Origin of the sequence: Streptacidiphilus sp. PB12-B1b, from assembly GCF_014084125.1 — a bacterium.
In the GTDB taxonomy this organism is placed as follows: Bacteria; Actinomycetota; Actinomycetes; order Streptomycetales; family Streptomycetaceae; genus Streptacidiphilus.
This window is the reverse complement of the sequence record NZ_CP048405.1, coordinates 1,251,909-1,277,352: the sequence shown is the minus strand read 5'-3', so window position 1 is coordinate 1,277,352 and position 25,444 is coordinate 1,251,909. Positions and strand designations below refer to the sequence as shown.

The window sequence follows — 25,444 nt, the reverse complement described above, 5'->3', positions numbered from 1 at the left end:
AGGAATGCGCGGGAATTGCGCACGCCTTTATTCGGCGTGCAATTCCCGCGCATTCGGGAGAGAAAACAGAAAAGGTCCGGCCATCGCAGTGGCCGGACCTTTTCGTGCGCGCTCCCGCGCCCCGCTCACCCCGCGATGTCCTCCGGCGGGATCGGCAGCCGGTTCACCGGTCGGCCGGTGGCCGCCCGCACCGCCGCCGCCACCGCCGCCGGGGAGACCGCCGCCGGGGCGGCGCCGACCGCCTTGGCGCCGAACGGCGCGACCACGTCGCGTTCCTCCAGCAGCGCCGCGATCCGCACCTCGGGGGCGTCCAGCGCGGTCGGCAGCCGGTAGCGGGTGAAGGACGGGTTGACGATCCGTCCGCCGTCGCTGACCAGCTCCTCCATCAGCGCCAGGCCCAGGCCCTGGGTCGCCCCGGCCTCGATCCGGGCGGCGATCTGCTCCGGGTTCAGCGCCCGGCCGACGTCCTGCGCCACGGCCAGTTCCACCACCCGTACCGTGCCCAGCTCCACGTCCACGTCCACGACCGCGCGCATGGCGCAGAACGCCAGCCCGACGAAGGCGTCGCCCTGCCCGGTCTCCGGGTTCAGCGGCTCGGTCGGGTGCGGGCGGCACTGCGCGGTGGCCCACAGGTCCTTGTCCTCCAGGGCCTGCAGCACCGGCATGCCGAGCACCCCGTCGTAGGAGGTGATCTTGCCGTCGCTGATGGTGAGCAGCTCCGGCGACATGCCGAACTGCACCGCCAGCGGCTGCAGCAGCTGGTGCCGGACCATCAGCGCGGCGCGCTCGACGGCGCCGCCGGACACCCAGGTCTGCCGTCCGCGTGCCGAGGGCCCGGCGGCGGGCTGGTCGGTGTCGACCGGCGCGATGTAGACGTCGGTGACGCCCAGGACGTCCTGGACGATCTGCCGGGCCAGCGTTGAGAAGCCGGTGCCGGTGTCCACGGCCGTGCACATCACCGACGCCTGCGAGCCGGTGACCCGTACCGACGCGGTGGAGACCTCGTCGGCGCCCTCCGCGCCGAGCATGTGCACCATGCCCACGGCGTAGCCGATGCCGCGCCGCACCGCGGCCGGATCGCCCGCGCCGCCGGGGCCGCCGGGCAGCAGCCACTCGTCGTCCGGCTGGTCCACCGGCAACGGCGGCAGCGGCTCGGCGGCGACCGCGTCCAGCAGCTCGCGGACCGGCGCCGGGCAGGTCACGGCCTGGCCGGTGGGCAGCAGGTCGCCGGTGGACATGGCGTTGCGGCGGCGGATCTCCAGCGGGTCCAGGTCGAGCGCGGCCGCCAGCTGGTCCAGCTGCGACTCGTAGGCGAAGCAGGTCTGCAGCGCGCCCTCGCCGCGCATCCGCCCGGCCGGCGGGTTGTTGGTGCGCACCGCCCAGGCGTCCACGAAGACGTGCGGCACCACGTACGGCCCGGCGGCCAGGGCGGCGGCCGCCGCCAGCGCCTCGCTGGACACCTCGGCGTACGCGCCGCCGTCCAGCAGCAGCTGCGCCTCGACCTTCACCAGCCGGCCCTCGACGTCGGCGTGGTGCCGGTAGCGCAGCAGCGCCGGGTGGCGGTGCGCATGGGTCAGGAAGGACTCCTCGCGGGTCAGCACCATCTTCACCGGGTGCCCGGTGCGGATCGCCAGCAGGCCCAGGGCCACCTGGAAGCCGACGTCCTCGCGGTCGGCGGTGGCGCCGGGGACGCCGCTGACGACCAGCCGGACCCGGTCCGGCTCCAGCCCCAGGCAGTGCGCGGCCCGGTCGCGGTCGCCGTGCGGGTCGGTGCTGGCGACGTGCAGCTCCACGCCGCCGTCCGGGCGCGGCACGGCCAGGCCCGCCTCGGCGCCGATCGGCGCCGGGTCCTGGCGGCCCACCCGGTACAGGCCCTCGACCACGACCGCCCCGGCCGCCTCCGGGTCGCCGAAGCGCACCGGCAGGTGGCGGAAGAGGTTGCCGTCGGGGTGGATCGCCGGGGCGGCGAACGCCTGCTCGGGGTCGGTCAGCGGCTCCAGCGGCTCGTAGACGACGACCACGGCCGCCGCGGCGAGCCGGGCGGTGTCGGGGTGGTCGGCGGCCACGGCGGCGACCGGCTCGCCGTGGTGGCGCACCACGTCGACCGCGAACACCGGCCGGTCCTGGGCGATCGGCCCGCTGGGCGCGCCGTCGGGCAGGCCCGCCGGGCCCGGGCGCAGGTCGGCGGCGGTGACCACGGCGTGCACGCCGGGGACGGCCAGGGCCGGGCCGATGTCCACCGACACGATCCGGGCGTGGGCGTACGGGGAGCGGGTGACCGCGCCCCAGAGCAGGCCCTCGGCCCACAGGTCGGCGGCGTACGGGTAGACGCCCATGGTCTTGGCCAGGGCGTCGGCGCGCATCGGCGAGGAGCCCAGGCCGTTGTCGGAGGACTTCTGCTCCGGCAGCCCGGCCAGGGTCGCCGAGGCGGCGGGGGCGGCGCCGACCACCGTGCCCAGGGCGGCGCCGGTCGCGCTGCCGGGGGCGCCCTGCGGTACGCCGGGGAGGGGCCCCAGGCTCTCGCCTTCGCTGGCTGGGGTGGTCATGCTCCGGCCTCCGGGGCGGCGGGGGTCTGCTGGTGCGGCACGGCATACGTGCCGGGGTCGGCGCCGTAGCCGGCCGCGTCCGGGTACACACCGGTGGTGGGCTGGTACTCGTACTGCGGCTGCGGCCGGTCCTCGGGCGGGCCCTGCGGCTGCGGCCGGTCCTCGGGCGGGCCCTGCTGCTGCGGCAGCTCGACGTACGGGGCCTGGCCGCCGTAGCCGTGGCCCTGGCTCTGCGCCTGGCCGTGGCCCTGGCTCTGACTGTGGCTCTGCGCCTGGCCGTGTGCCTGGCCGTGTCCGTGCCCGGCGAACTGCGGCTCGGGGAAGGGCTGCTCGCCGGTGAACGGTCCGCCCGGGAACGGCTGCTCGCCGGTGAACGGGTCACCGGAGAACTGCTCGCCGGGGAACTGGTCGCCGGTGAAGGGCTGCTCGCCCGGGTAGGGCGGGCCGCCGGGGTAGCCCTGGTCGGCCGGGTAGCCCGGCTCCGGGTAGCCGGCGGGACCGGCCGGGTAGGGCTGCTGCTCCGGGTGGGGCGGCTGGCCGGGGCCGACCGCCGAGGGCTCCTCGGCGGCCTGCGGCACACCGGACGGCTGCGGCTCGAACGGCAGCTGCTCGGACGGCAGCGGTTCGGAGGCCGACTGCTTGGGCAGCGGCAGTCCGGACGCCGGGGGCTGGGGAGACTGCTGCTCCGCGACCGGAGCGGTGCTCTCGTCCGGCTCGGCGTCGGCCTCCGCCTGCTCCGCCCGGCTCTGCGCCACCGCCTGCACGGCCGCCAGCGCGCCCCGGTATCCGGTGCAGCGGCACAGGTTGCCGCACAGCGCCTCGCGGGACTCCAGCTCGGTCGGCTGGTGGTTGCGCTCCAGCAGGTCGTGCACGGCCATCGCCAGGCCGGGCACGCAGTAGCCGCACTGCACCGCGCCGCTCCCGGCCAGCGCCCGCTGCACGTCCGAGGCGGTGCCGTCGTCGGCGAGCCCCTCGACGGTGCGGATCTCGCTGTCCGCCGCCAGCGCCGCGGGGATCAGGCAGGCCGCCGTCAGCTGGCCGTCCAGCTGCACCGAGCAGGCGCCGCACTCGCCCTGGTCGCAGCCGCCCTTGGCGCCCGCCAGGCCGAGCCGCTCGCGCAGCACGTACAGCAGGCTCTCGCCGATCCAGGCGTCCGCGACCGGCCGCTCCACCCCGTTGACCCGCAGCGTGTACGAGGCCCGGGGCGACTCGTCCGTACCAAAACCGCCGTTGCCGGAGGCGGGCGCGGTCATCGCCGAAGTTGCCAGAAAGTCAGTCACGCGAGCGCCCTCCCGAGTGCGCGGCGGGCCAGTACAGCCACGGTACGACGCAGCCGGGCGACCGTGACGGCCGCCCCCCCGTCCGGGCCGCCGGGCGGCTCCGGGACGCAGGCCGAGGCGACGTACTCGCCGAAGGCCGCCGCGGCAGCGGGGTCTATGGCCCGGTCGCCGTCCCAGTCGATGCAGCCGGAGACCCACTGCTCGGCCTCCAGCGGCCGCAGCGGCACCGGGGCGACCGCGCCGACCGCGCAGCGCACCGCGCGCCGGGCCGGGTCCAGCACCAGCGCGACCGAGGCGGAGGCCCGGGCGGGCCCGGTCCGGTTGGTGGCCTTGAGGAACACCTGCGGGGCGTGCAGCAGCGGAATCCGCACGTAGCCGAGGAGTTCGCCGCCGCGCAGCGGGTCGAGGCCGGTGAGCAGGTGGCTGACCGGGACCTCGCGGGCGCCCTCCGGGCCGACCAGGGTGACCGACGCCTCCAGCGCCGCCAGCACCGGCAGGGTATCCCCGGCCGGGTCGGCGGTGACGATGTTGCCGCCCAGCGTCCCGGCGTTGCGGACCTGCGGCGGGCCGGCGGTGCGGGCGGCGGCGGCCAGGGCGGGCATCAGCGCGGCGAAGTCGGGGCGGCCCATGCGGGCGTGGGTGAGTCCGGCGCCGAGCTGCGCCGAGCCGTCCTGGTACTGCCAGCCGCGCAGCTCGTTGATGCGTCCCAGCCCGATCAGTGCCATCGGGCGCAGCAGACCCGCGTTGACGGCGCCCATGAGGTCGGTCCCGCCGGCCACGGGCACGGCGGCGGGCGAGGCCGCCAGTGCCGCGACGGCCTCGTCCAGCGAGGACGGGAGCATGATCGTTTGGTTCACCTGTGTCCCACCGAGCTCGGATTGCACACACCGCTGCCGCTTCTCGCCCGTACCGTACGTGGAAACGCGCCGTACGCGCACCCCGCGAGTTGCGGTGGGGCAACTCTGACACACCTGGGCGCGGCCGTGATCCCCTCCCCCGCCAGTGAGTTGACCCGGTTTTCGTGGCTTTTGCCCGAATTGGCGGGCGACCGGTCCGGCTCTGTGCGGCGGCGCCGCCGCGGCTCCCGGGCCGGGTCAGACCAGCGGCGGCAGCCCCTCGATCGGACGACCCGGCACCCCCGGGCGGCGCTGCCACGGGTGCGGCCCGGACTGCGGGCGGTACTCGACGCCGAGCGCGTCCAGCCGGGCCAGGTGGCCGCGCAGCCGGGCCTCGAATCCGGCGTAGTCCCGCTCGGCGGACTGCTGCGGCAGCTGCGACCAGGCCACCTCGGCGAAGGCCGCCAGCCGGGGGAAGGCGTGGTAGTCCACGTCGCGGGCGTCGTCCATGAACTCCGTCCACAGGTTGGCCTGAGTGCCGATCACATGCGCGGCGGCGTCCGGGTCGGTGCGCAGCTCCGGCGGCAGCGGCTCGAACCGGTAGACGTCCTCCAGCGAGCGCACCCAGCCGACCGGGACCGGCTCGTCCTCGCCCGGGGCCTGCCGGTGGTCCAGGTAGACCTGCTGCTCCGGGCACATGACCACGTCGTGGCCGGCCCGGGCGGCGGTGATCCCGGCCCGGTAGCCGCGCCAGGAGGAGACGGCCGCGCCGGGGGCCAGGCCGCCGTCGAGGATCTCGTCCCAGCCGATCAGCCGGCGTCCGCGGGCGGCCAGCCAGGCGTCGAAGTGCCGGATGAACCAGCTCTGCAGCTCGTCCTCGTTGGCCAGCCCCAACTCCTCGATCCGGGCCTGGGCGGAGGCGCTGGCCTTCCACTGCTCCTTGGGGCACTCGTCACCGCCGAGGTGGATGAAGGTCGAGGGGAAGATCTCCAGGACCTCCTCCAGCACGTGCTCGTAGAAGCGCAGCGTGCCGTCCTCGACGTTGAGCACGTTGTGGTTGATGCCCCAGTCGGTCCAGGTGGCCAGCGCGGCGGTGTCCACCACGTCGTGGTTGCCCAGCTCCGGGTAGGCGGCGATGGCGGCCTGGGCGTGGCCCGGGACGTCGATCTCGGGGACGACGGTGATCTGCCGCTCGGCGGCGTAGGCGACGATCTCGCGCAGGTCGTCCTGGGTGTAGAAGCCGCCGTGCGGCCGGTCGTCGCGTCGGCGGCCGTCCCGGGGGGTTCCGGCGACGCCCTCGGGCAGCAGGCCGTCGGGGACGCCGCCGCGGTAGCCGACCATGGACCGCTCGCGCCAGGCCCCGGCCCCGGTCAGCCGGGGGTAGCGCCGCACCTCGATCCGCCAGCCCTGGTCGTCGGTGAGGTGCAGGTGCAGCACGTTGAGCTTGTGCGCGGCCAGCAGGTCGAGGTAGCGCAGCACGTCGGCCTTGGGCAGGAAGTGCCGGGCGACGTCTAGCAGCACGCCGCGCCAGCCGAAGCGGGGCCGGTCGGCGACGGTGAGGCAGGGGACGGTCCAGCCGTCGCACCTGAGCGGGGCGCGCCGGTGGGCCTCGGGGCCGAGCAGTTGACGCAGCGTCTGCGCGCCCCAGAACAGCCCGGCGGCGGCCCCGCCGGTGATCCGCACCCGGTCGGCGGTCACCTCCAGCCGGTAGCCCTCCGGCTCCAGGCCGTCCGCCAGCTCCAGCTCGACGGCGGTGGCCGCGCCGCCGCCGGTCGCGGGCAGCAGCTCGTAGCCGGTCGCCGCCCCCAGCTCGGCGCGCAGCCGGCGCCTGACCCCCTCGGTCCCCGGGCCGCCGTCCAGGGTGGTGGCCGCGTCCAGGCGGAAGACGCCGGGCCGGGCGGGGCTCTCCAGGGACAGCGGGGCAGGTATGAGGTCCATGAGAAGCCATCCTGCCCCGCTGCGCCGCCAATGGTCCAGACCTATCCAGGGGCCGGACGCATCCCGGGGGCAGCCGCCCCGGGCGCGGGTCAGCTGTCCTTGCCGCCCTTGCCGGCCTTGTCCTTGTCCCCGCCGCCGTCGAGGCCCTCGAAGATCTCCTTGCACATGGGGCAGACCGGGTACTTCTTCGGGTCGCGCCCGGGCACCCAGACCTTGCCGCACAGCGCCACGACCGGCGAGCCGGACAGCGCGCTGTCCATGATCTTGTCGCGCTTCACGTAGTGCGCGAACCGCTCGTGATCGCCGTCGCCGTGGGATACCTGGGGGACCGGCTCCACCAGGGTGCCGGTGCTGCCGCCGCGCTCGGGCTGGTGCTGGGGCTCAAGGGTGCTCATGGCACACCAGTCTAGAACTCGTGCCGCGCCGCGCAGGAATCAGTTCAGCGAGGGGTCGTCCGGATAGGTGGCCACCAGCGCCAGCTCGCCGCGCTGCCGCCGCAGCACCGCCCGCCACAGCCGCTCCGGGTCGGGCGAGGAGACGTCCCCCGGCTCGGACTCGACCAGGTACCAGACGCCCTCCAGCAGCTCGTCCTCCAGCTGCCCGGGGGCCCATCCGGCGTAGCCGGCGAAGATCCGCAGCGAACCCAGCTCGGGGGCCAGCAGCTCCGGCGGGGACTCCAGGTCCACCAGGCCGATCGCCCCGTGCACCCGCCGCCAGCCGAGGAACTCCCCGGCCGGCCACTCCCCCGGCACCACCGCCAGGCCCAGCGCGGAGTCCAGCGCCACCGGGCCGCCCTGGAACACCACGGCGGGCTCCCCGGCCAGCCCGCCCCAGCTCTCCAGCACCGAGCCGACCTCCACGCCGGTGGGGCGGTTCAGGACCACGCCCAGGGTGCCCTCGGCGTCATGGTCGAGCAGCAGCACCACCGCACGGTCGAAGTTGGGATCGGTCAGCGCGGGCGTTGCCACGAGCAGCCTGCCCGCCAGCGAGACGGCCTCGGTCATGGCAGAAATGATCCCGCACTTTCCCGCGGGCGGGCAACGGAACGGCGGCCGACACGGCGGTCGGCGCAACGGGCCGCCCCGGCTGCGGCGCGACACGCAGCCACCCCGCCGGAGTGCCAGATCGGGCCGTACGCGGACAGCCGTGCGAAAGTTGTTCCGGCAAGGCCCAGTCCGATGAGAGCTTCACCACACAGGCAGCCCCCCGCTCCTCCTGCCCACCCCGGCAGCCCCGGCAAACACCCGCACCGCCCGGGAACCGTCGCCGTGCGCACTACCATCTTCTCAGGTGTTGGACTCCTGAGGTGTTGGAACCCTCGCGCGCCGAACACCCACCCGCAGCGCCCCCCTTATCCCTCCCCAGGATCGAGACCATGACCGACGACGTCCTGCTTGTCCACGGCGGCAACCCGCTGGAAGGCGAGATCCGTGTCCGCGGCGCGAAGAACCTCGTGCCCAAGGCCATGGTGGCCGCCCTGCTCGGGCAGGAGCCGAGCCGGCTCCGCAACGTCCCGGACATCCGTGACGTCAAGGTCGTCCGCGGCCTGCTCCAGCTGCACGGGGTCACCGTCCTGCCCGGCGACGAGCCCGGGGAGCTGGTGCTGGACCCCTCGCACGTGGAGAGCGCCAACGTCGCCGACATCGACGCGCACGCGGGCAGCTCGCGCATCCCGATCCTGTTCTGCGGGCCGCTGCTGCACCGCCTCGGCCACGCCTTCATCCCCGGCCTGGGCGGCTGCGACATCGGCGGACGCCCCGTCGACTTCCACTTCGACGTGCTGCGGCAGTTCGGCGCGGTCATCGAGAAGCACCCGCAGGGAACGGTTCTGACGGCCCCGCAGCGGCTGCGCGGCTGCAAGATCGAGCTGCCCTACCCCTCGGTCGGCGCCACCGAGCAGGTGCTGCTGACCGCCGTCCTCGCCGAGGGCGTCACCGAGCTGCGCAACGCGGCCATCGAGCCGGAGATCGTCGACCTGATCTGCGTGCTGCAGAAGATGGGCGCGATCATCTCCATGGGGACCGACCGGACCATCCTGGTCACCGGCGTGGACCGGCTCACCGGCTACAACCACCGGGCGCTGCCGGACCGGCTGGAGTCCGCCTCCTGGGCCTGCGCGGCGCTGGCCACCGGCGGCAACATCTACGTCCACGGCGCGCGCCAGCTGGAGATGATGACCTTCCTCAACACCTTCCGGAAGGTCGGCGGGGCGTTCGAGGTGGACGACGAGGGCATCCGCTTCTGGCACCCCGGCGGCGAGCTGAACGCCATCGCACTGGAGACCGACGTCCACCCCGGCTTCCAGACCGACTGGCAGCAGCCGCTGGTGGTGGCGCTGACCCAGGCCACCGGCCTGTCCATCGTGCACGAGACCGTGTACGAGTCGCGGCTGGGCTTCACCTCCGCGCTCAACCAGATGGGCGCTCACATCCAGCTCTACCGCGAGTGCCTGGGCAGCACGCCCTGCCGGTTCGGGCAGCGCAACTTCCTGCACTCGGCGGTCGTCTCCGGGCCGTCCAAGCTGCTCGGCGGCGAGCTGGTCATCCCCGACCTGCGCGGCGGCTTCTCCTACCTGATCGCGGCGCTGGCCGCGCAGGGCACCTCCAGCGTCCACGGCATCGACCTGATCAACCGGGGCTACGAGAACTTCATGGAGAAGCTGCGGGCGCTCGGCGCGCACGTGGCGCTGCCCGGGCAGGAGTGACCCCCGGGGGCCGTGCCGGGCCCCTGGCGCTGCGAACGGCCGCGGATCGGTGATCCGCGGCCGTCGGCGTTCGCGGGCGGCCCGCAGGCGGCCGGAACGGCACCGCGCCGGGCCCCTCCTCCGGTGGGAGGACGGACCCGGCGCGGTGGGTGCTGCCGAGAGGCCTACTTGCCCTTGGCGGCTTCCTTGAGCTTGGAGCCCGCGGAGACCTTCACGCTGTAGCCGGCCGCGATCTGGATCGGGTCGCCGGTCTGCGGGTTGCGCGCGGTGCGCGCGGCGCGGTGGGTGCGCTCGAAGGTCAGGAAGCCGGGAATGGTGACCTTCTCGTCGCCCTTGGCGACGACGTCGCCGACGACCTCGGCGAGCGCGGCCAGAACGGCGTCGGCGTCCTTGCGGGTCACCTCGGCGCGCTCGGACAGAGCGGCCACCAGCTCACTGCGGTTCATATGTACTCCATGTGGTCTGTCGCGTTGCGATCCTCGGCTGCCCCAAAGGACCGCCGCCTCGGCTGCCGAGCCACCCACTCGGGTGACTCCCGACAGACGATGGGGGATCTCGTTCGATGCCCCAGGCTGCGCAAATCTCTTGCCTTGGCACGAATCCTGCCCCCACTACCGCCGGGAAAGCGAATCCGGCACCCGTGAGAGTCACACGAACAGCGCCACATGCCGAGCACCGTGACACCGTGTCCGTACCGGCCCGACCCCCGGCTGGGGTGGGCCGCTGCGACTCTCGGCGGAGACCGCGGCGGCCGCCCCGCACGCGGGCACGGCACGCTGGTCCAGGGACACCGTACGCCCTGGGACGAGAACCGCCCAAACGGGGACGTTCCATGGACATGGCGGGACGTCCCTGGGAGTTCCCTGGGAAACCCCTGGGACGGCCCCGAACGGCCCGGCAACGGCCCTGGGACGGCCCTGCACGCCCCCCGAACGGCCCTGGGACGGCCTGGGACGCCCTGGGACGCCCCGGGGCCGGGGCCGTCCGGCGGGTCGGACGTGCGGGTCAGACGTGGACCACCGGGGCGCCGCCCGGCTCGCCCGCCGACACCGGTGCGGCCTGCGCCTCACCCGCCGCCTGGGCGGCCTCGCGGACGGCGGCGGCCACGGTCTTGGAGACGTCCGGGTGGAACACGCTGGGGATGATGTAGTTGGCGTTGAGCTGCTCGGGGGCGACGGTCGCGGCCAGCGCCCGGGCGGCGGCGATCATCATCTCGCTGTTGACGGTGCGGCTCTGCGCGTCCAGCAGGCCGCGGAAGACGCCCGGGAACACCAGTACATTGTTGATCTGGTTGGGGAAGTCGCTGCGCCCGGTGGCGACGACGGCGGCGGTCTGCCGGGCCACCGCCGGGTCCACCTCCGGGTCGGGGTTGGCCAGCGCGAAGACGATGGCGTCCGAGGCCATGGCGGCGATGTCCTCGCCGTCCAGCACGTTGGGCGCGGAGACGCCGATGAAGACGTCGGCGCCGCGCACGGCCTCCTTCAGCGTGCCGGTGCGGTTGCTGCGGTTGGTGTTCTCGGCGATCCAGCGCAGCGAGTCGTCCAGGTCCTCCCGGCCGAGGTGGACGACGCCCTGCACGTCGGCGACGGTGGCGTGGCGCACCCCGGCGTCCAGCAGCAGCCGCAGGATGGCCGTGCCGGCCGCCCCGGCGCCGGACATGACCACCCGTACGTCGCCGATCTCCTTGCCGACCACCTGCAGCGCGTTGGTGAGCGCGGCCAGGACGACGATGGCGGTGCCGTGCTGGTCGTCGTGGAAGACCGGGATGTCCAGGGCCTCGCGCAGCCGGGCCTCGATCTCGAAGCAGCGCGGCGCGGAGATGTCCTCCAGGTTGATCCCGGCGAAGCCCGGCGCGATGGCCTTGACGATGGCGACGATCTCGTCGCTGTCCTGGGTGTCCAGGCAGATCGGCCAGGCGTCGATCCCGGCGAAGCGCTTGAACAGCGCGGCCTTGCCCTCCATCACCGGCAGCGCGGCCATCGGGCCGATGTTGCCGAGGCCGAGCACGGCCGAGCCGTCGGTCACCACGGCGACGCTGTTGCGCTTGATGGTGAGCCGGCGGGCGTCCTCCGGGTTCTCGGCGATGGCCATGCACACCCGGGCGACCCCGGGGGTGTAGATCATGCTGAGGTCGTCGCGGTTGCGGATCGGCAGCTTGGACGACATCTCGATCTTGCCGCCGAGGTGCAGCAGGAAGGTGCGGTCGGAAACCTTGCCGATCTCGACGCCGTCGATGGTGCGCAGCTTGTCGACGATCTCCTCGGCGTGGGCCACGGAGGCGGCGGCGATGGTGACGTCGATGCGCAGCGCCTCGAGGCCGGAAGCGGTGACGTCGAGGCCGGTGACGGACCCGCCGGAGGACTCCACCAGGGTGGTGATCTGGCTCACCGCGTTGCCACGGGCCGGGACCTCCATACGAACCGTGATCGAGTTCGACACGCTTGGCACCGTTGCCATCGTTCCTTCTTCCATGGGCGCTGTTCGCTGTGCTCGGTCGCAGATTTCGCTTCGATGATCCCACCTACCAGCGGGTAAGTGGAAATATTGTTCCACTGCGCGGACAGCCCGGGATCGGCCGAAATCCCCGTGGCCACGGGGGAAACAGCGGCCGAACGGGGGCCCCGGGGGCGGCGCGCGGGCACCGGTCGTGATCACGGTGCGGAAGTTTCTCCGGCGAAGGGAATGCGTTCCCGGGAGGCTTTGTTAGTCTGGGTGTGCGACACCGGCTCGATCCAAGCCCCCGGGCCCAACCTTAGTCGCTTCGAGCGACCACTTGCCGCGAGGCGAGCATGGCGGGTCGGTGTCGCACTGACCGTCAGCGAAGGCTCCCCACCCCACCGGTGGGGAGCCTTCGTCGTTCCTGCCGCGGCGTCACGGCAGGCGCGACGTCACGGCAGGAACGGCAGGCGCAACGTCACTGCAGCAGGGCGGGCACCCCGTCCGCGTCCGGCAGGTCCAGCGGCCCGGACAGCACGGTCAGCCGCTGGGTCGCCCGGGTCAGCGCCACGTACAGCACCCGCAGCCCCGCGTCGGACTCCCCGGCGATGCCGGACGGGTCGGCGACCACGGTGGCGTCGTACTCCAGGCCCTTGGCCTCCAGGCTGCCCAGCGCCACCGCCCGCGTCCCCAGCCCGGCGATCCAGCCCGCGGCCTCCTCCCGGCGGTCCATCGGGACGACGATGCCGACCGTGCCGTCCACCTCCGCCAGCAGCCGTTCGACCTCGGCCCGGGCCGCCGCCCCCACCCGCTCCTCCTGCGCCACCGAGACGAACCGCGGGTGGACGCCGGTGGAGCGCACCGCGTTCGGCGCCTCCGTGCCCGGCGCGGCCTGCGCCAGGATGCGCGCCGCCACCTCGGCGATCTCGGCCGGGTTCCGGTAGTTGGTGGTGAGCGTGTAGCGGCGGCGCTGCTTGCCGCCCAGGGTCTCGTCCATCGCGGCCTGCGCCTCGGCCGGATCGATCCAGGAGCTCTGCGCCGGGTCGCCGACGATCGTCCAGGTGGCCTGGCGGGCGCGGCGGCCGATCATCCGCCACTGCATCGGCGTGAGGTCCTGCGCCTCGTCCACGATGACGTGCGCGTACTCGGTGCGCTCCACCGGCTCGCGGCGCTGGTCCCAGGAGCGGCGGGTGCGCTCGGCGAAGGTGGTGACCTCCTCCAGGCCGGTCAGCAGGTCCACCGGGTTCACCTCCCGGGCGCGCGGCCGTGCGGCCTCGCCCAGCAGCAGCCCCAGCTCGTCCAGCAGCGCCACATCGTGCGCGGTGACGCTGCCCCGGCCCTCGTCGTCCAGGTGCCGCCAGGAGCCGGCGATCAGCCGGGACTCCTGCTGGCTCAGCTCGCCGCGCACCAGCCGGCCGATCCGGCGCTGGTCGCGCAGGGTCGCCAGCACCCGGCGCGGCGTCAGCGCGGGCCACCAGGCGTCCAGGAAGGCCAGGAACGCGTCGTCGTCGCTGACGTGCTCGTCGAACGCCTCCCGCTCGCGCTGCTGCTGCTCGCGGTCGACCCGCTCGCCGCTGCGCGGCCGGGTGCGCAGCAGCAGCGACCACAGGGCGTCCAGCAGCAGCCTGCGGGCGCGCGGGCGCAGCAGGTTGACGGGGGTGCCGCCGGTGCCCAGCACGGTGCGGCGCAGGCCGCGCAGCGCGTTGGCGTCCAGCCGCAGGACCTCCCCGAGCGCGACCACCCGCAGCTCGGCGGGGGTGTCGTCGACGTCCAGGGCGGCCCGGGCGGCGCGGCGCATCAGCGCCACCATCCGCGAGGAGCCCTTGACCCGGGCCGCCTCCGGGCTGTCGTAGGCGTCGGCCTCGATGCCGTCGACCAGGCTGCCCACGGCGCGGATGGCCACCTGGCCCTCCTCGCCCAGCGCGGGCAGCACGCCCTCGGTGTACGAGACCAGCAGCGGCGTCGGGCTGACCACCAGGATGCCGCCCGCGTACCGGCGCCGGTCCTGGTAGAGCAGGAACGCCGCCCGGTGCAGCGCCACGGCGGTCTTGCCGGTCCCGGGGCCGCCGGTGACCAGGGTCGCCCCGGCCGCGGCGGCCCGGATCACGATGTCCTGCTCCTGCTGGATGCTGGAGACGATGTCGCGCATGGTGTGGCTGCGGGCCCGGCCCAGGGTCGCCATCAGCGCGCCGTCGCCGATGACCGCCAGCGGCTGGCCGTCCAGCAGCGGCTCCAGCTCGGGGCGCAGCAGGTCGTCCTCGACGCCGAGCACCCGTCGGCCGCGCGAGCGGATCACCCGGCGGCGCAGCACCCGGCCCGGCTGCAGCGGGGTGGCCCGGTAGAACGGCGCGGCGGCGGGCGCGCGCCAGTCGATGACCAGCGGCCCGTACTCGGCGTCCAGCACCCCGATCCGGCCGATGTGCAGCGACTCGGCGACGACCGGGTCGGCCGGGTCCAGCGGCGTCTGCGAGGGGAAGCCGTCCTCCTCCGGGCGGTCGGGCTGCTGCAGGTCGATCCGGCCGAACAGGAAGTCCTCGAACTCGCTGTTCAGCCGGTTCAGATGGGCTCCGGCCTGGAACACCTGCGCGTCGCGCTCGGCCAGCGCGCCGGGCGTGCCGACCTGGAACTTGCGGCTGGCGTCGTCGAGGATGAACTCGGCCTCGGCGAGCTTCTCCTCCAGGCGGTGGTACACCTGGTCGAGGTGGAGCTGCTCCACGGCGATCTCGCGGTCGCGCAGCGTCTCGGCGTGCGCGTGCGCGTCGGCGGGCGTGCGCGACGCCGCCGGTGCCTCCGCGGTCGCCGGTGTGTCGCCGGTCGCCGGTGTGTCGCCGGATCTGCTGGTACCGCCGGTCCTGCTGGGCGCGGACATGGGCCCCCTGTCGTACGTGGTCTGCATTGCGTCCCCATGGCGCAAAGGGGGACGGGCAACCCTACGCCATCGCCCGCCCGGAGGGGGCAGCGGAGCCTCAGCGACCTGCGGGGGCGTCCTCGAGCACCACCCGCCCGGCCGCGTCCGGCGCCGTCCCCGGGGCGTCGGACGCGGTGTGGAACCGCAGCAGGGCCTGCGCCTCGGCGTGCAGCGCGGACAGGTCGGCGTCGGCGAGCGGCGCGAACGGGCGCAGGGTCAGCGTCGCCGCGCCGCGCCCGGTCTGCAGCGCCCAGGTGCCCCGGATCCGGCCGTCGACCAGGAACGCGGGCCGGTAGCCGTTGCCCTGGGCGAGCAGCGGCAGATCCGCGGCGGCGACGATGCGGGCGCGGTCCTCGTGGCCGAGCACGGCGTTGTCGTAGACCGGCAGCAGCCGGACCGGCGCGGGGGTGTCCTGGTCCGGGCGCGGCGCATCGGGCAGGTCGAACAGCTCGCGGCCGGTGGCGGCGTCGGCGAAGACCCGCAGCCCCGGGCGGAGCCGCTGGAACACCTCGGCCAGCCGGGTCAGCCCGCACCACGCCTGCGCGTCGCGGACGCCCGCCGGGCCGAACGCGGCCAGGTAGCGCAGGACCAGCGCGTCCGGCGAGGGGTCGGGCTCCAGCGGGCGGCCGAGCCAGTGCTCGGCGGTGGTGGAGGCCGCCTGCCCGCTGCGGCCCCACAGCCCGCGCGGCGGCACCTGCACCAGTGGCAGCCCGTCGCGCACCGCCCAGGCCAGGGTGGACGGGTCGCGGCCGGGGAAGCTCTCCAGCAGCGCCGCGCCGAGCTGCGCGTTGGTCAGCGGCCGGTCCGCGAGCAGCTCCCGGGCGACGGCGGCCAGCCGCTCCGGCTCCACTCCGGCCAGCGCCCGGCGGTAGACCGCCCGGCCGTACGGCCCCCGGTCGTTCACCGGCTGGCACAGCGGGCGCAGCGCCAGCGCGTCGGCGGCGCTGTGCAGGTGGATGGTGCCGCGCAGGGTGGAGATCCGCACCGCGGCCCGTCCGGTCATCAGCCGGGACAGCTCCTCCGGGTCGAAGCCGCTCAGCCGCGTCCACAGGCCGGTGTAGGGCGCGGCGGGCACCTGCGACTGCAGGCCCACCAGGTGCTCGACGGTCTCCAGCACCCCATGCGGCTCCCGCGCCAGCAGCCGCTGCCGGGCGAGCAGGGCGCGGTTCAGTGCGCGGGCGCTCAGCTTCTCCATGCCCGTACGCTACGGCCCGGCCCGGCCCGGAACGCAGCAACGCCCCCGACCGGCCGGGAACGGCTGGGCGGAGGCGTTGCTGCCATGGGGTGTGGTGGAGGTGGCGGGAATCGAACCCGCGTCCTGTGGTGCGGAACCAGGGCTTCTCCGAGCGCAGTCCGCTGTGCTTTTCTCGGCCCCGGCAGTCACGCGGACAAGCCGCCGACAGGCCCAGTCACTGTTTGATTTTCCGCCGCACCCCGTGACCGGATACGACGGTGGAGTTCCCTAGATTATGCCAGGGTCCGGGACGGGAACGCGCCCGGTCTGACACCTTCGGTTACTCGCTCAGGCGGCGAGGGCGAAGGAATCGCGCTTGGAGTTGGCGATTATAGTTTGCGGCCCGTGGTTTACGAGATCATTGCCGCGTTCCTCGGCTCGCTTCCCCTGGATCGACATCCCCAGTCGAAACCGATCACCCCCATGGGGTGCTGTTCTTTTGTCAATGCGGGTCTGTTCCAGCCACCGCAGCTCCGCGCGGACCTGGGGGGACCGGTGGAGCACCTTCATCCTACGGCCACGCCGACGCGGGGGTCCAGTTCATTACCCCTGGGAGCGGCGGCGCACCGCCGCCAGGGCGCGGTCGGTCTCGCGGCGGTCCTGCTTCTCGCGCAGCGTCTGCCGCTTGTCGTGCAGCTTCTTGCCCTGGGCCAGGGCGAGCATCAGCTTGGCCCGGCCGTCCTTGAAGTACAGCGAGAGCGGCACCAGGGTGAATCCGGATTCGCGCAGTCTGGAGTCCAGCTTGCGGATCTCCTCCTTGTGCATGAGCAGCTTGCGCTTGCGCCGGGCGGCGTGGTTGGTCCAGGTGCCCTGGGCGTACTCCATGATGTGCACGTTGTGCAGCCACGCCTCGCCGCCGGTGATCTCCGCGAAGCCGTCCACCAGGGAGGCCCGGCCGGCCCGCAGCGATTTCACCTCGGTGCCGGTGAGCACCAGGCCGCACTCGATCTCGTCCAGGATGTTGTAGTCGTGCCGCGCTTTCTTGTTCTGCGCGATGATCTTGCGTCCGGGTTCTTTTACCTTGGCCATGATGCGGGTCATTGTCGCACCCGGGGGCGCCGGTCGGCACCGGAGTTGTCCGGCGGGGGCCGGGCCGACCGGCGTCCGGGAGCGGTCAGACCCGCAGGTACTTGCGCAGGGTGAGGAAGGCGGCGATCGAGGACATGCCCACACCGATCACCAGGATCAGCGGCATCACCTTGAAGACCGGGCCCCAGCCGATGAAGTTGATCAGGGCGATCTGCTTGCTCAGGAACTGGTCCACCAGCAGGTACTTGCCGACCGCCAGCATCCCGGAGGCCAGCGCCGCGCCGACCACGGCGGCGAAGGCCGCCTCGGCGATGAACGGCATCTGCACGTAGAAGTTGGACGCGCCGACCAGCCGCATGATCCCGGTCTCGCGCTTGCGGCTGAAGGCCGACACCCGGACGGTGTTGACGACCAGCAGCATGGTCACCGCCAGCATGATCGCCATGATCGTCCAGGCCACCACCTGGGCCCCGTTGAGCAGGTTGAACAGCGGCTTCAGCACTTCGCTCTGGTCCTGGACCAGGCTGACCCCGGGCTGCCCGGCGACCATGCTGGTGATCTGGTCGTACTTCTGCGGGTCGTACAGCTTCACCCGGAGCGAGTACTCCATCTGGTCCGGGGTGAGCCCGGCCAGCAGCGGGTTGTTCGGCGACTCCTGCTTGTAGTTGTCGAACGCCTGCTGCTGGGTCTCGGTGTAGATCGTCTGGACCAGGCCGCTGGACTGCAGCTGCGAGCGCACCGCGGAGATCTGCGCGGCCGTCGCCTGGCCGGAGACGCAGCCCGGGTACATCTTCACGTTGCCCGCGTCGGTGTGGTTGCAGAAGAAGACCGAGACCTCCACCCGGCTGTCCCAGTAGCCGCGCATGTTGCCGACCTGGGCGTTCAGCAGGATGGCCGCCCCCGCCAGCGCCAGCGAGAGCGCCACGCTCACGATGACCGCGATGGTCATCGTCAGATTGCGCCGGAGACCTACACCGATCTCCGACATGACGAACTGTGCTCGCATGACTTCCTAGCTGGTCGGGGCGCCGCCGTGGTGCGGACGCCGATGTGCCGAGGTGCGGTCGGGCGGCAGGTCAGTGCTGGTACCCGTACACGCCGCGGGACTGGTCGCGGACCAGGTGGCCCTGGTCCAGTTCGATGACGCGCTTGCGCATCTGGTCGACGATGGCCTGGTCGTGCGTGGCCATCAGCACGGTGGTGCCGGTCCGGTTGATCCGGTCCAGCAGCTTCATGATGCCGACGGAATTCTGCGGGTCCAGGTTTCCGGTCGGCTCGTCCGCGATCAGCAGCATCGGGCGGTTCACGAAGGCGCGGGCGATGGCCACGCGCTGCTGCTCACCGCCGGACAGCTCACCGGGCATGCGGTCCTGCTTGCCGGCCAGGCCGACCAGCTCCAGCACCTCGGGCACGACCTTGCCGATGACCGAGCGCGGCTTGCCGATGACCTCCAGCGCGAACGCGACGTTCTGGCCGACGGTCTTGTTCGGCAGCAGGCGGAAGTCCTGGAAGACCGTGCCCAGTTGGCGCCGCATCTGCGGGACCTTCCAGTTGGACAGCTTGGCCAGGTCCTTGCCGAGCACGTGCACGTCGCCGGTGCTGGGCCGCTCCTCGCGCAGGATCAGCCGCAGGAACGTCGACTTGCCGGAACCTGAGGAGCCGACCAGGAAGACGAACTCGCCCTTCTCGATCTCTAGCGAGACGTTGTCCAGCGCGGGACGGTTCTGCTTGGGATACGTCTTGGAGACGTTGTCGAATCGGATCACGGCTGCATCACGGTCGGCCAGTCTAGGTGGAGGGCGGCGGTGCAGTTCCCGTGTTGCGGGACCTTCACACCCTCTTCGCGGGCAGGGACGGGGCAGACGGCGGAGCCGCACCGCAGGACGACGCAGAGCTCCCCCGGTTGGCCGACCTTACGCGACGCGGACACCGGCGTGCAGGTTCAGGCCGCGAATAGTGCGGGAGTTCACGGACATATAGGCATAAAACGCACCAAAGAAACGGGGTTTCGCCATGGATTCACCGGGATGGTGACGCAGTGCGATCATCTGCTGAAGCGGAACCCGGCCGGATTGTGTTCGACGTGGCACAGTGGAGGGAACCCACCCGGCATGGTGTCTCGTTGGGCAGGTCGGAGGAGGAGATCGTTGTGACGTTCGACCGTCTGGTGTGCGCCAACTGTGCGGGACCGGTGAGCGAGGGGCGGTGCCCCACCTGCCGAGCGAGTCGGCGGCAGCTGGAGGAGCAGGAGCAGCAGCGACTCTTCGGCTCGCTCTCCCCCATGGCCCTGATCGCGCTGATCGCGGCCCTGGTCGCGTGCGCGCTGATAGCCCGGCACGCCTTCGCGTAGCCGCTGATCCGACCGACATTCGACAGGCGCGGCCCCCGGGATGCCCGGGGGCCGCGCCTGCGGTACGTCTGCGGTGTCTCTGCGGCGCGCTGAGTTCCGGAAGAACCGCGGGTTCGAGGACCGCGCCGGGTTCGGGGCCGCGCCGGGTTCGGGGGCCGGCGTCAGCCGCGGGTGCGGGCGGCCCGGCGGGGGCCGAAGCGGAACACCAGGCCGCCGGCGATCAGGGTCGCGCTGCCGCCCAGCAGCAGCGGGACGCTCCGGTCCGTCCCGGTCTCGGCGAGGGTCTGCCGGACCGGAGGGGCGCTCATTCCGCCCTGCGCGCCGCCTGCGGGCGCTGAGGAGGCGGCGGCCGACCCGGAGGGCGTCGGGGCCGGGATCGAGGCCGAAGCCGGGGCCGAGGGGCTCGCCGGGAGCGAGCCGCCGCCGGTGGCCGTGCCGGTGGGGGCGGTCGGAGCGGTGGGGGCGGTGGTCGGCGCCGCCGTCGGCGCGCCGGTGTCGGTGGGCGCGCCCGTGGGCGTGTCGCCCGCCGGGTCGGTGGACGCCCCGGTCGGGTCGGTCGGGTCCGCCGGAGCGGTGCCGGGGTCGGTGGCCGCGCCGGTCCCGGTGTCGGCGCCGGTGACGCCCGGGCCGGTGGCGTCCGAGCCGCTGCCGTCGGTGCCGATGACCGCCTGGTTGGGCGCGACCCCGGGCACGGAGACCGCCTCGGCCACCCCCGTCACCGTCAGGCCCGCTCCGGACAGCACCAGCGCCGCACCGGCGATGCGCGCCGCCCGGGAGCGTAGGCCCCCAGGTTTTCTTCGGTGTCCGTTTCGCACTACCGCCCCTCTCGCCACACGGGTGCCCGCAGGCGCGGGCACTGCGCGGTCAGCATGGTGAAAAGCGGCACCTGACGTCAACGGCGATCTGTCCGCTTTCGCGGGCAGATCGCCGTTGACGTCAGGAAATATGCGCTGCGGTCCCGTGCGGGCCGGTACGGGCCTAGGCGTTCTTCTCGTTCTGCTTGCGCCAGCGGATGCCGGCCTCGATGAAGCCGTCCAGCTCGCCGTCCAGCACCGCCTGCGGGTTGCCCACCTCGTACTGCGTGCGCAGGTCCTTGACCTGCTGGTACGGGTGCAGGACATAGGAGCGCATCTGGTTGCCCCAGGAGTTGCCGCCGTCCTTGAGCGCGTCCATCTCCGCCTTCTCCTCCTGGCGGCGGCGCTCCAGCAGCTTGGCCTGGAGGACGTTCATGGCGCTGGCGCGGTTCTGGATCTGCGAGCGCTCGTTCTGGCAGGAGACCACGATGCCGGTCGGCAGGTGGGTGATCCGCACCGCCGAGTCGGTGGTGTTGACGCCCTGGCCGCCGGGGCCGGAGGAGCGGTACACGTCCACCCGCAGCTCGGTCTCGTCGATGTCGATGTGGTCGGCCTTCTCGACCACCGGCAGCACCTCGACGCCGGCGAAGGACGTCTGGCGGCGGCCCTGGTTGTCGAAGGGCGAGATCCGGACCAGCCGGTGGGTGCCCTGCTCGACCGAGAGCGTGCCGTAGGCGTAGGGGACCTTGACGCCGAAGGTCGCCGACTTGATCCCGGCCTCCTCGGCGTACGAGGTGTCGTAGACCTCGGTCGGGTAGCCGTGCCGCTCGGCCCAGCGCAGGTACATGCGCATCAGCCGCTCGGCGAAGTCGGCGGCGTCCACGCCGCCCGCCTCGGCACGGATGTTGACCAGCGCCTCGCGGACGTCGTACTCGCCGGAGAGGAGGGTCCTGACCTCCATCTCGGCCACGGCCTTCTGGACGGACGCCAGCTCGGTCTCGGCCTCGGCCCGGGCCTCGGCGTCGCCCTCGTCCTCGGCCAGCTCGAACATGACCGCGAGGTCCTCGATCCGGCCGCGCAGGGTCTGCACCTTGCGCAGCTCGCCCTGCAGGTAGGAGAGCTTGCTGGTGACCTGCTGGGCCGCGTCCACGTCGTCCCAGAGGTCGGGGGCGGCGGCCTGCTCCTCGAAGACCGCGATGTCGGCCCGGATCTTGTCGAGGTCGACCACTGCCTCGATCGACGACATGGTCGTTTCGAGGGACTTGAGTTCTTCGGAAGGATCGATGGCTGCCACGCCACCAGCCTAATGGTTCCGGCCGGTGGACTGAGCCGCGAGGCCCCCGCGAGGCCCGCGCAGGGGCGCGGCGACGGCCGTCGGGCCCCTGCGCCGGGCCGGGCGACCCCGCGCCAACGGCATGCCCGGCCGGGCCGGGCGGCCGTCGGGCCGGTGCCCGGCTACGCCGTCGGGGTGGGCGCGCCGCCCCGGGCGCGGCCGGGCAGGGCCGCCCGGACCGTGACCGTGGCGGCGACCGTGCGTCCGGCCGGGGCTCCGGGCCCGGCCTGCGCGAGGCCGCCCCCGCCGGGATCGGCCCTGCCCGGGTCGACCGGCGGGAGGTGGGCGGCGGGGGTGTCGGCGGCCGAGTCGCCGGAGCTGCCCGGGGCCGGGCTGTCGCTGGCACCGGCGCCGCCGGCGCCCCGGCCGCCGCTGCCGTCCAGCGCCTCGTACGCCCCGACCGCCCCGGCCGCGACCAGCACCGCCAGCACCGCGCCGACCACCAGGCGGCGCCTGCGCACCACCGGCCCCGGGCCGGCCCGGCGCGTGCCGCCGTGCCGGTGGGCGGCGCCGCCGGGGCGCTCGGCGGCCCGCTCCGAGGACCCGCGCTCGGCGCGGGAGGCCGCCGCGAAGGACGCCAGCTCCTCGGCGCTGGGGCGGCGCAGGCTGGTGTGGGTGTCCCGGCTGGAGTCGGGCTGCGCGCCGGGCACCAGCGGGACGGCCGGTCCGCGGCGGCGCGGCTGGACCCGCTGCTCCTCCTCGTCCTCGTCCTCCCGGTAGTCCAGGACGGCGGGCGGCAGCGCCGGGTGCGCGACGTCCAGGCTGGGCAGCCCGGCCAGCGAGGGCAGCTGCTCGCGCAGCCGGGTCGCCAGCTCGGCGGCGCGCAGCCGCGAGGCCGGTGCCTTGGCCAGGCACTGGGCTATCACCTTCCACAGCTCCTCGGGCAGGCCCGGGAGCGGCGCGACGGCCTCGGTGACGTGGCGGCGCAGCACCGCGCCGGTGTGGCCGCCGCCGAAGGGCGTGAAACCGGCCAGCAGCTCGTACAGGACGGTGGCCAGGGCGTAGATGTCGACGGCCGCGCGCGGCTCCAGCCCCTCGATGACCTCGGGGGCGAGGTAGTCGGGGGTGCCGATGATCCGGGTGGCCCTGGTCCGCCGGGGGGCGTCCACCAGCCGGGCGATGCCGAAGTCGGAGAGCTTGGCCCGGGGCGCGCCGCCGGGGCCGGGCGAGGAGGCCTGGTCGAGCAGGATGTTCTCGGGCTTCACGTCCCGGTGGACGATGCCCGCGGCGTGGGCGGCGGCGAGGCCCTCGGCGACGTCCGCGGCGATGGAGACGGCGGCCTGCGGCGTCAGCGGGCCCTCGCGGTCCAGCCGGGAGCGCAGGTCGGCGCCGTGGACCAGCTCCATCACCAGCGCGAGGTCGTCGCCGTCGACGACCAGGTCGTGCACACCGACCACCCGGGGGTGGTCCAGGCTGGTCAGCGCGGTGCGCTCCTGGACGAAGCGGCCGACCAGGACCTGGTCCATGGCCAGGTCCTCGCGGAGCAGCTTGATGGCCACCGGGCCCTCGGGGCCTTCGCCGAGCCAGACTGTCCCCGCCGAGCCGCGGCCGATCACCTGGTGCGCGGTGTAGCGGCTACCGATCTTGCGTGCCAAGGCTGCTCCGTGCGCGGATGAGGTGGCTGGCCGTGTGTCAGCCACCAACGTACGCGGAGTAGGGCCGCTTGGGTGAACCAGGTGCGGTTACTTCGTGCCGTAAGTCGACAAAGCGTCAATCCCGATGCCGGGAAAGGTCAGTTGCCGACCGACGGCAGAGAGGGCGTCGACGGCAGCGTCGGGGTGGCGTTCTTGATCTTGTTGGCGGCGCTGCCGGCCGCGCCGGTGATGCTGTGGAACCAGTGGTTCACCTGGTGCCACCAGCCCTCCACGTTCTGGATCCAGTGCTGGACCGGCGTGAAGTACCAGATCACGGCCACGATGACGGCCAGGATCAGCAGCGTGCGCAGACAGCCCGAACCGGGGATGCGCATCCGCCGACGGCGCGCGGGCCTCGGCTCGCGCCGCGGGCGCGGCTCGGGCTCCGGCTCGCGCGGCGGCGCGGAGCGCGGTGCCCGCTCGGGCTCGGGCTCGGCGATGCGCTCCGGGATGTGCCCCCCGGCCCGCTCCCGCGCCCGCGGCGGCGGGGACTGCGGCGGGTACGCGCCGGACCGGCCCCTGGCTCGGGCGTCCTGGCTGGTCTGGCCGTTCTGGCCGCCCTGCCCGTTCTGGCCCGGACGGTGCTGCGGCTGCGGCTGGTACGGGTCCGCCTGGTAGCCGGCGTCCTGATATCCGGCGTCCTGGTAGCCGCCGCCTTGGTGACCGCCGTCCTGGTAGCCGCCGGGCGCGGCCCGGTACGGCGGCGGGGCCACCTGCGGCCGGGAGCGCTGCTGCGGCTCGGCCGGGGCCGGGTAGCCGATCTGGGTCTGCTCGTTGCGGGTGCGGGCGGCCCGCAGCTGGCTCTGCCACGGGTGCGGGCCCTCGGGCTGCCCCGGGGCGTCCTGCGGCTCCACCCAGGGCTGCCGGGTGGTCTGCTGCCCGGCCTGCTGGAAGGCGGGCTGCACCCGGGTGGGGTCAGCCGCGCCCGGGGGCAGCAGCTGGGTCGGGTCGGCCGAGCCGAACTGGCCGTGCTGCCCGGTCTGCGCGAACTGCGCCGTCTGCCCTGCCTGGCCCGTCTGCCCCGGCCGGCCCGTCTGCGGCAGGAAGGCGGTACGGGCCTCCGGGCCCGCGCCGTCCAGACCGGAGCCCTGGCCCGAGCCCTCGCCGGGGCCCGAGCCGCCGGCGAGCACGGTGGTCGCGGCCGGGTCGTAGCGCAGGCCGTCCGGGACGGTCGCCCCGCGCGGGTCGACCGCCGGGGCGGCCGGGGCCAGCAGCGCGCCGACGGCGAAGGCCGCGTCGATGGCCGCGGGCGAGGCGTGCACGCCCACGCCGGAGGCGACCGTGCGCAGCGCCGTGGCCAGGGTCACCGCCGTCGGCCGGGCGGTCGGGTCCTTGCGCAGGCAGGCCTCGATCACGGTCCACAGCGGCTCGGGCAGGTTCCGGGGCCGCTCGGGCTCCTGGCTGAGGTGCGCCTGCAGGATCTGCAGCGGCCCGTCGCCGTGGAACGGCGGCCGCCCGGTGACCAGCTCGTACAGCATGATCCCGGCGCCGTAGACGTCCACGGCCGCGGTCTGCTCGCGGCCCTCGGCGGATTCCGGGGCGACGTACGCCGGGGTGCCGACGAACTCGTGGGTGCGGGTGATGCCGGGCGAGTCGGCGAGCCGGGCGATGCCGAAGTCGGTGAGCAGCGGGTGCATCTGCTCGGTGCCGTCCTCGCTGCGCAGGGTGGCCAGCAGCACGTTGGCGGGCTTCAGGTCGCGGTGGACGATGCCGTCGGCGTGGCTGGTGGCGAGGGCGTCGGCGACCTGGGCCATCAGCAGCGAGCCCGCGACGGCGCTCAGCGGGCCCTGTGCGCTCAGGTAGCGGTGCAGGTCGGGGCCGTCGACCAGGTCCATGACCAGGGCCAGCAGCTCGCCCTCGACCACCAGGTCGCGGACCCGGACGATGTTGGGGTGGACCAGCCGCAGCAGCGCCGAGCGCTCCCGCAGGAAGCGCATGACGATGTCCGGGTCGGTCGCCAGCTCCTCCTTGAGGACCTTGATGGCGACGACCTGGTCGCCGGGGCCGCCGGCCTCGTCCCGTACCCGGGCGCGCCAGACGGTACCGGTGGCGCCGCGGCCGAGCGGCTCCTCCAGCAGGTACTTGCTGCCAACCGGACGCACCCGTGCGCTCCTCGTCGTGCCTTGCGCCGTTGGGTGCCGGTCCCCCCGGCCCCGCTCCAGCTGTCTGCCTGTCTGCGTGTTCGTGTTCGGCAACTCTAATGGCGTTCGATCCGCGGGGCTTCCCCTGCGGTCCCGCGGCATACTTCCCTGCCACATGCTGCTGCTCCATGCGTATACCCGGTGGACGCCGGGGCCGGGGAGGTAAGTTCCCAAGATCACTGCTTTGGGTGCCGTGGTCGTGTTGTCGGTGGCGGATGGGAGGATGCCTTCAGCACCGTTGCGCCCACCTCGCGTACGGGGGTGATGTGTTGTGCCTGAGC

At 73.8% G+C, this 25,444-nt stretch carries 19 protein-coding genes and 1 other RNA gene; 2 read left to right on the top strand and 18 right to left on the bottom strand.

The genetic code is table 11. The features are described from left to right. Positions 1-125 precede the first annotated feature (125 nt). The 6 genes from GXW83_RS05835 to GXW83_RS05810 form a co-directional block, all read right to left on the bottom strand. Positions 126-2,546, bottom strand: a complete 2,421-nt coding sequence (locus GXW83_RS05835) for a xanthine dehydrogenase family protein molybdopterin-binding subunit (protein WP_182441827.1) — start codon at positions 2,544-2,546, stop codon at positions 126-128. After that, positions 2,543-3,826: a 2Fe-2S iron-sulfur cluster-binding protein gene (locus GXW83_RS35255; RefSeq protein WP_370466565.1), complete on the bottom strand. Its 1,284-nt coding sequence runs from the start codon at positions 3,824-3,826 to the stop codon at positions 2,543-2,545. Before GXW83_RS35255 ends, GXW83_RS05835 begins: the two co-directional genes overlap by 4 nt. Beyond that, positions 3,823-4,668 carry a xanthine dehydrogenase family protein subunit M gene (locus GXW83_RS05825; protein ID WP_182447110.1) on the bottom strand — a complete coding sequence of 282 codons (846 nt, stop codon included), beginning with the start codon at positions 4,666-4,668 and terminating at the stop codon, positions 3,823-3,825. The genes GXW83_RS35255 and GXW83_RS05825 overlap by 4 nt, the downstream gene beginning before the upstream one ends. A gap of 252 nt (positions 4,669-4,920) precedes the next feature. Then, a complete protein-coding gene (locus tag GXW83_RS05820; RefSeq protein WP_182441826.1) occupies positions 4,921-6,600 on the bottom strand; it encodes a beta-N-acetylhexosaminidase in 1,680 nt (559 codons plus the stop codon). Positions 6,601-6,689: 89 nt separating this feature from the next. Continuing rightward, positions 6,690-6,995, bottom strand: coding sequence for a DUF3039 domain-containing protein (locus GXW83_RS05815; RefSeq protein ID WP_182441825.1), 306 nt, complete (start codon positions 6,993-6,995; stop codon positions 6,690-6,692). 39 nt (positions 6,996-7,034) lie between these two features. After that, complete coding sequence (locus GXW83_RS05810; protein WP_182447109.1) at positions 7,035-7,613, bottom strand: YqgE/AlgH family protein; 579 nt, start codon at positions 7,611-7,613, stop codon at positions 7,035-7,037. A gap of 362 nt (positions 7,614-7,975) precedes the next feature. On the opposite strand from GXW83_RS05810, the gene murA reads away from it, so the two are divergent. Next, on the top strand, positions 7,976-9,304 hold the full coding sequence (gene murA / locus GXW83_RS05805; RefSeq protein ID WP_182441824.1) for a UDP-N-acetylglucosamine 1-carboxyvinyltransferase: 1,329 nt from the start codon (positions 7,976-7,978) through the stop codon (positions 9,302-9,304). A 164-nt stretch (positions 9,305-9,468) separates the two neighbouring features. Here the strand turns inward: murA and GXW83_RS05800 are convergent, their stop codons facing one another. From GXW83_RS05800 to ftsE, 8 genes are all read right to left on the bottom strand, one after another. Next, on the bottom strand, positions 9,469-9,750 hold the full coding sequence (locus GXW83_RS05800; protein WP_030260605.1) for an HU family DNA-binding protein: 282 nt from the start codon (positions 9,748-9,750) through the stop codon (positions 9,469-9,471). Positions 9,751-10,309: 559 nt separating this feature from the next. Beyond that, on the bottom strand, positions 10,310-11,761 hold the full coding sequence (locus GXW83_RS05795) for an NAD-dependent malic enzyme (protein ID WP_182441823.1): 1,452 nt from the start codon (positions 11,759-11,761) through the stop codon (positions 10,310-10,312). 457 nt (positions 11,762-12,218) lie between these two features. Next, entirely contained in the window at positions 12,219-14,609 is a 2,391-nt protein-coding gene (locus tag GXW83_RS05790; protein WP_182441822.1) for a UvrD-helicase domain-containing protein, read from the bottom strand. 97 nt (positions 14,610-14,706) lie between these two features. Beyond that, entirely contained in the window at positions 14,707-15,843 is a 1,137-nt protein-coding gene (locus GXW83_RS05785; RefSeq protein WP_182441821.1) for a winged helix DNA-binding domain-containing protein, read from the bottom strand. 92 nt (positions 15,844-15,935) lie between these two features. Continuing rightward, positions 15,936-16,305: a transfer-messenger RNA gene (gene ssrA / locus GXW83_RS05780) on the bottom strand. A gap of 120 nt (positions 16,306-16,425) precedes the next feature. Beyond that, a complete protein-coding gene (gene smpB, locus GXW83_RS05775) occupies positions 16,426-16,923 on the bottom strand; it encodes an SsrA-binding protein SmpB (protein WP_225446778.1) in 498 nt (165 codons plus the stop codon). A gap of 73 nt (positions 16,924-16,996) precedes the next feature. Then, positions 16,997-17,917 carry a permease-like cell division protein FtsX gene (ftsX, locus tag GXW83_RS05770; RefSeq protein WP_182441819.1) on the bottom strand — a complete coding sequence of 307 codons (921 nt, stop codon included), beginning with the start codon at positions 17,915-17,917 and terminating at the stop codon, positions 16,997-16,999. Between the two features lie 70 nt (positions 17,918-17,987). Then, positions 17,988-18,677 carry a cell division ATP-binding protein FtsE gene (gene ftsE, locus GXW83_RS05765; RefSeq protein ID WP_182441818.1) on the bottom strand — a complete coding sequence of 230 codons (690 nt, stop codon included), beginning with the start codon at positions 18,675-18,677 and terminating at the stop codon, positions 17,988-17,990. A 383-nt stretch (positions 18,678-19,060) separates the two neighbouring features. Here ftsE and GXW83_RS05760 point away from each other — a divergent pair, with 383 nt between their 5' ends. Then, the gene (locus GXW83_RS05760) at positions 19,061-19,261 is read left to right on the top strand and encodes a hypothetical protein (RefSeq protein ID WP_182441817.1); all 201 of its coding nucleotides are present in this window, start codon (positions 19,061-19,063) and stop codon (positions 19,259-19,261) included. Positions 19,262-19,422: 161 nt separating this feature from the next. On the opposite strand, the gene GXW83_RS05755 is transcribed toward GXW83_RS05760, so the two are convergent. The 4 genes from GXW83_RS05755 to GXW83_RS05740 form a co-directional block, all read right to left on the bottom strand. Continuing rightward, the gene (locus tag GXW83_RS05755; RefSeq protein WP_182441816.1) at positions 19,423-20,004 is read right to left on the bottom strand and encodes a hypothetical protein; all 582 of its coding nucleotides are present in this window, start codon (positions 20,002-20,004) and stop codon (positions 19,423-19,425) included. Positions 20,005-20,239: 235 nt separating this feature from the next. Then, positions 20,240-21,349, bottom strand: coding sequence for a peptide chain release factor 2 (gene prfB / locus GXW83_RS05750; RefSeq protein ID WP_182441815.1), 1,110 nt, complete (start codon positions 21,347-21,349; stop codon positions 20,240-20,242). 161 nt (positions 21,350-21,510) lie between these two features. Further along, the gene (locus GXW83_RS05745) at positions 21,511-22,983 is read right to left on the bottom strand and encodes a serine/threonine-protein kinase (RefSeq protein ID WP_182441814.1); all 1,473 of its coding nucleotides are present in this window, start codon (positions 22,981-22,983) and stop codon (positions 21,511-21,513) included. A gap of 137 nt (positions 22,984-23,120) precedes the next feature. Then, entirely contained in the window at positions 23,121-25,124 is a 2,004-nt protein-coding gene (locus tag GXW83_RS05740) for a serine/threonine-protein kinase (protein WP_182441813.1), read from the bottom strand. Between the last annotated feature and the right edge of the window lie 320 nt (positions 25,125-25,444).

Coding starts and splice junctions, on each gene's coding strand:
- GXW83_RS05785 (WP_182441821.1), bottom strand. CDS start 15,843: ATGGAGAAGCTGAGCGCCCGCGCACTGAACCGCGCCCTGCTCGCCCGG.
- GXW83_RS05800 (WP_030260605.1), bottom strand. CDS start 9,750: ATGAACCGCAGTGAGCTGGTGGCCGCTCTGTCCGAGCGCGCCGAGGTG.
- ftsX (WP_182441819.1), bottom strand. CDS start 17,917: ATGCGAGCACAGTTCGTCATGTCGGAGATCGGTGTAGGTCTCCGGCGC.
- GXW83_RS05825 (WP_182447110.1), bottom strand. CDS start 4,668: ATGCTCCCGTCCTCGCTGGACGAGGCCGTCGCGGCACTGGCGGCCTCG.
- GXW83_RS05820 (WP_182441826.1), bottom strand. CDS start 6,600: ATGGACCTCATACCTGCCCCGCTGTCCCTGGAGAGCCCCGCCCGGCCC.
- GXW83_RS05790 (WP_182441822.1), bottom strand. CDS start 14,609: ATGTCCGCGCCCAGCAGGACCGGCGGTACCAGCAGATCCGGCGACACA.
- smpB (WP_225446778.1), bottom strand. CDS start 16,923: ATGACCCGCATCATGGCCAAGGTAAAAGAACCCGGACGCAAGATCATC.
- GXW83_RS05815 (WP_182441825.1), bottom strand. CDS start 6,995: ATGAGCACCCTTGAGCCCCAGCACCAGCCCGAGCGCGGCGGCAGCACC.
- murA (WP_182441824.1), top strand. CDS start 7,976: ATGACCGACGACGTCCTGCTTGTCCACGGCGGCAACCCGCTGGAAGGC.
- GXW83_RS05835 (WP_182441827.1), bottom strand. CDS start 2,546: ATGACCACCCCAGCCAGCGAAGGCGAGAGCCTGGGGCCCCTCCCCGGC.
- GXW83_RS05795 (WP_182441823.1), bottom strand. CDS start 11,761: ATGGCAACGGTGCCAAGCGTGTCGAACTCGATCACGGTTCGTATGGAG.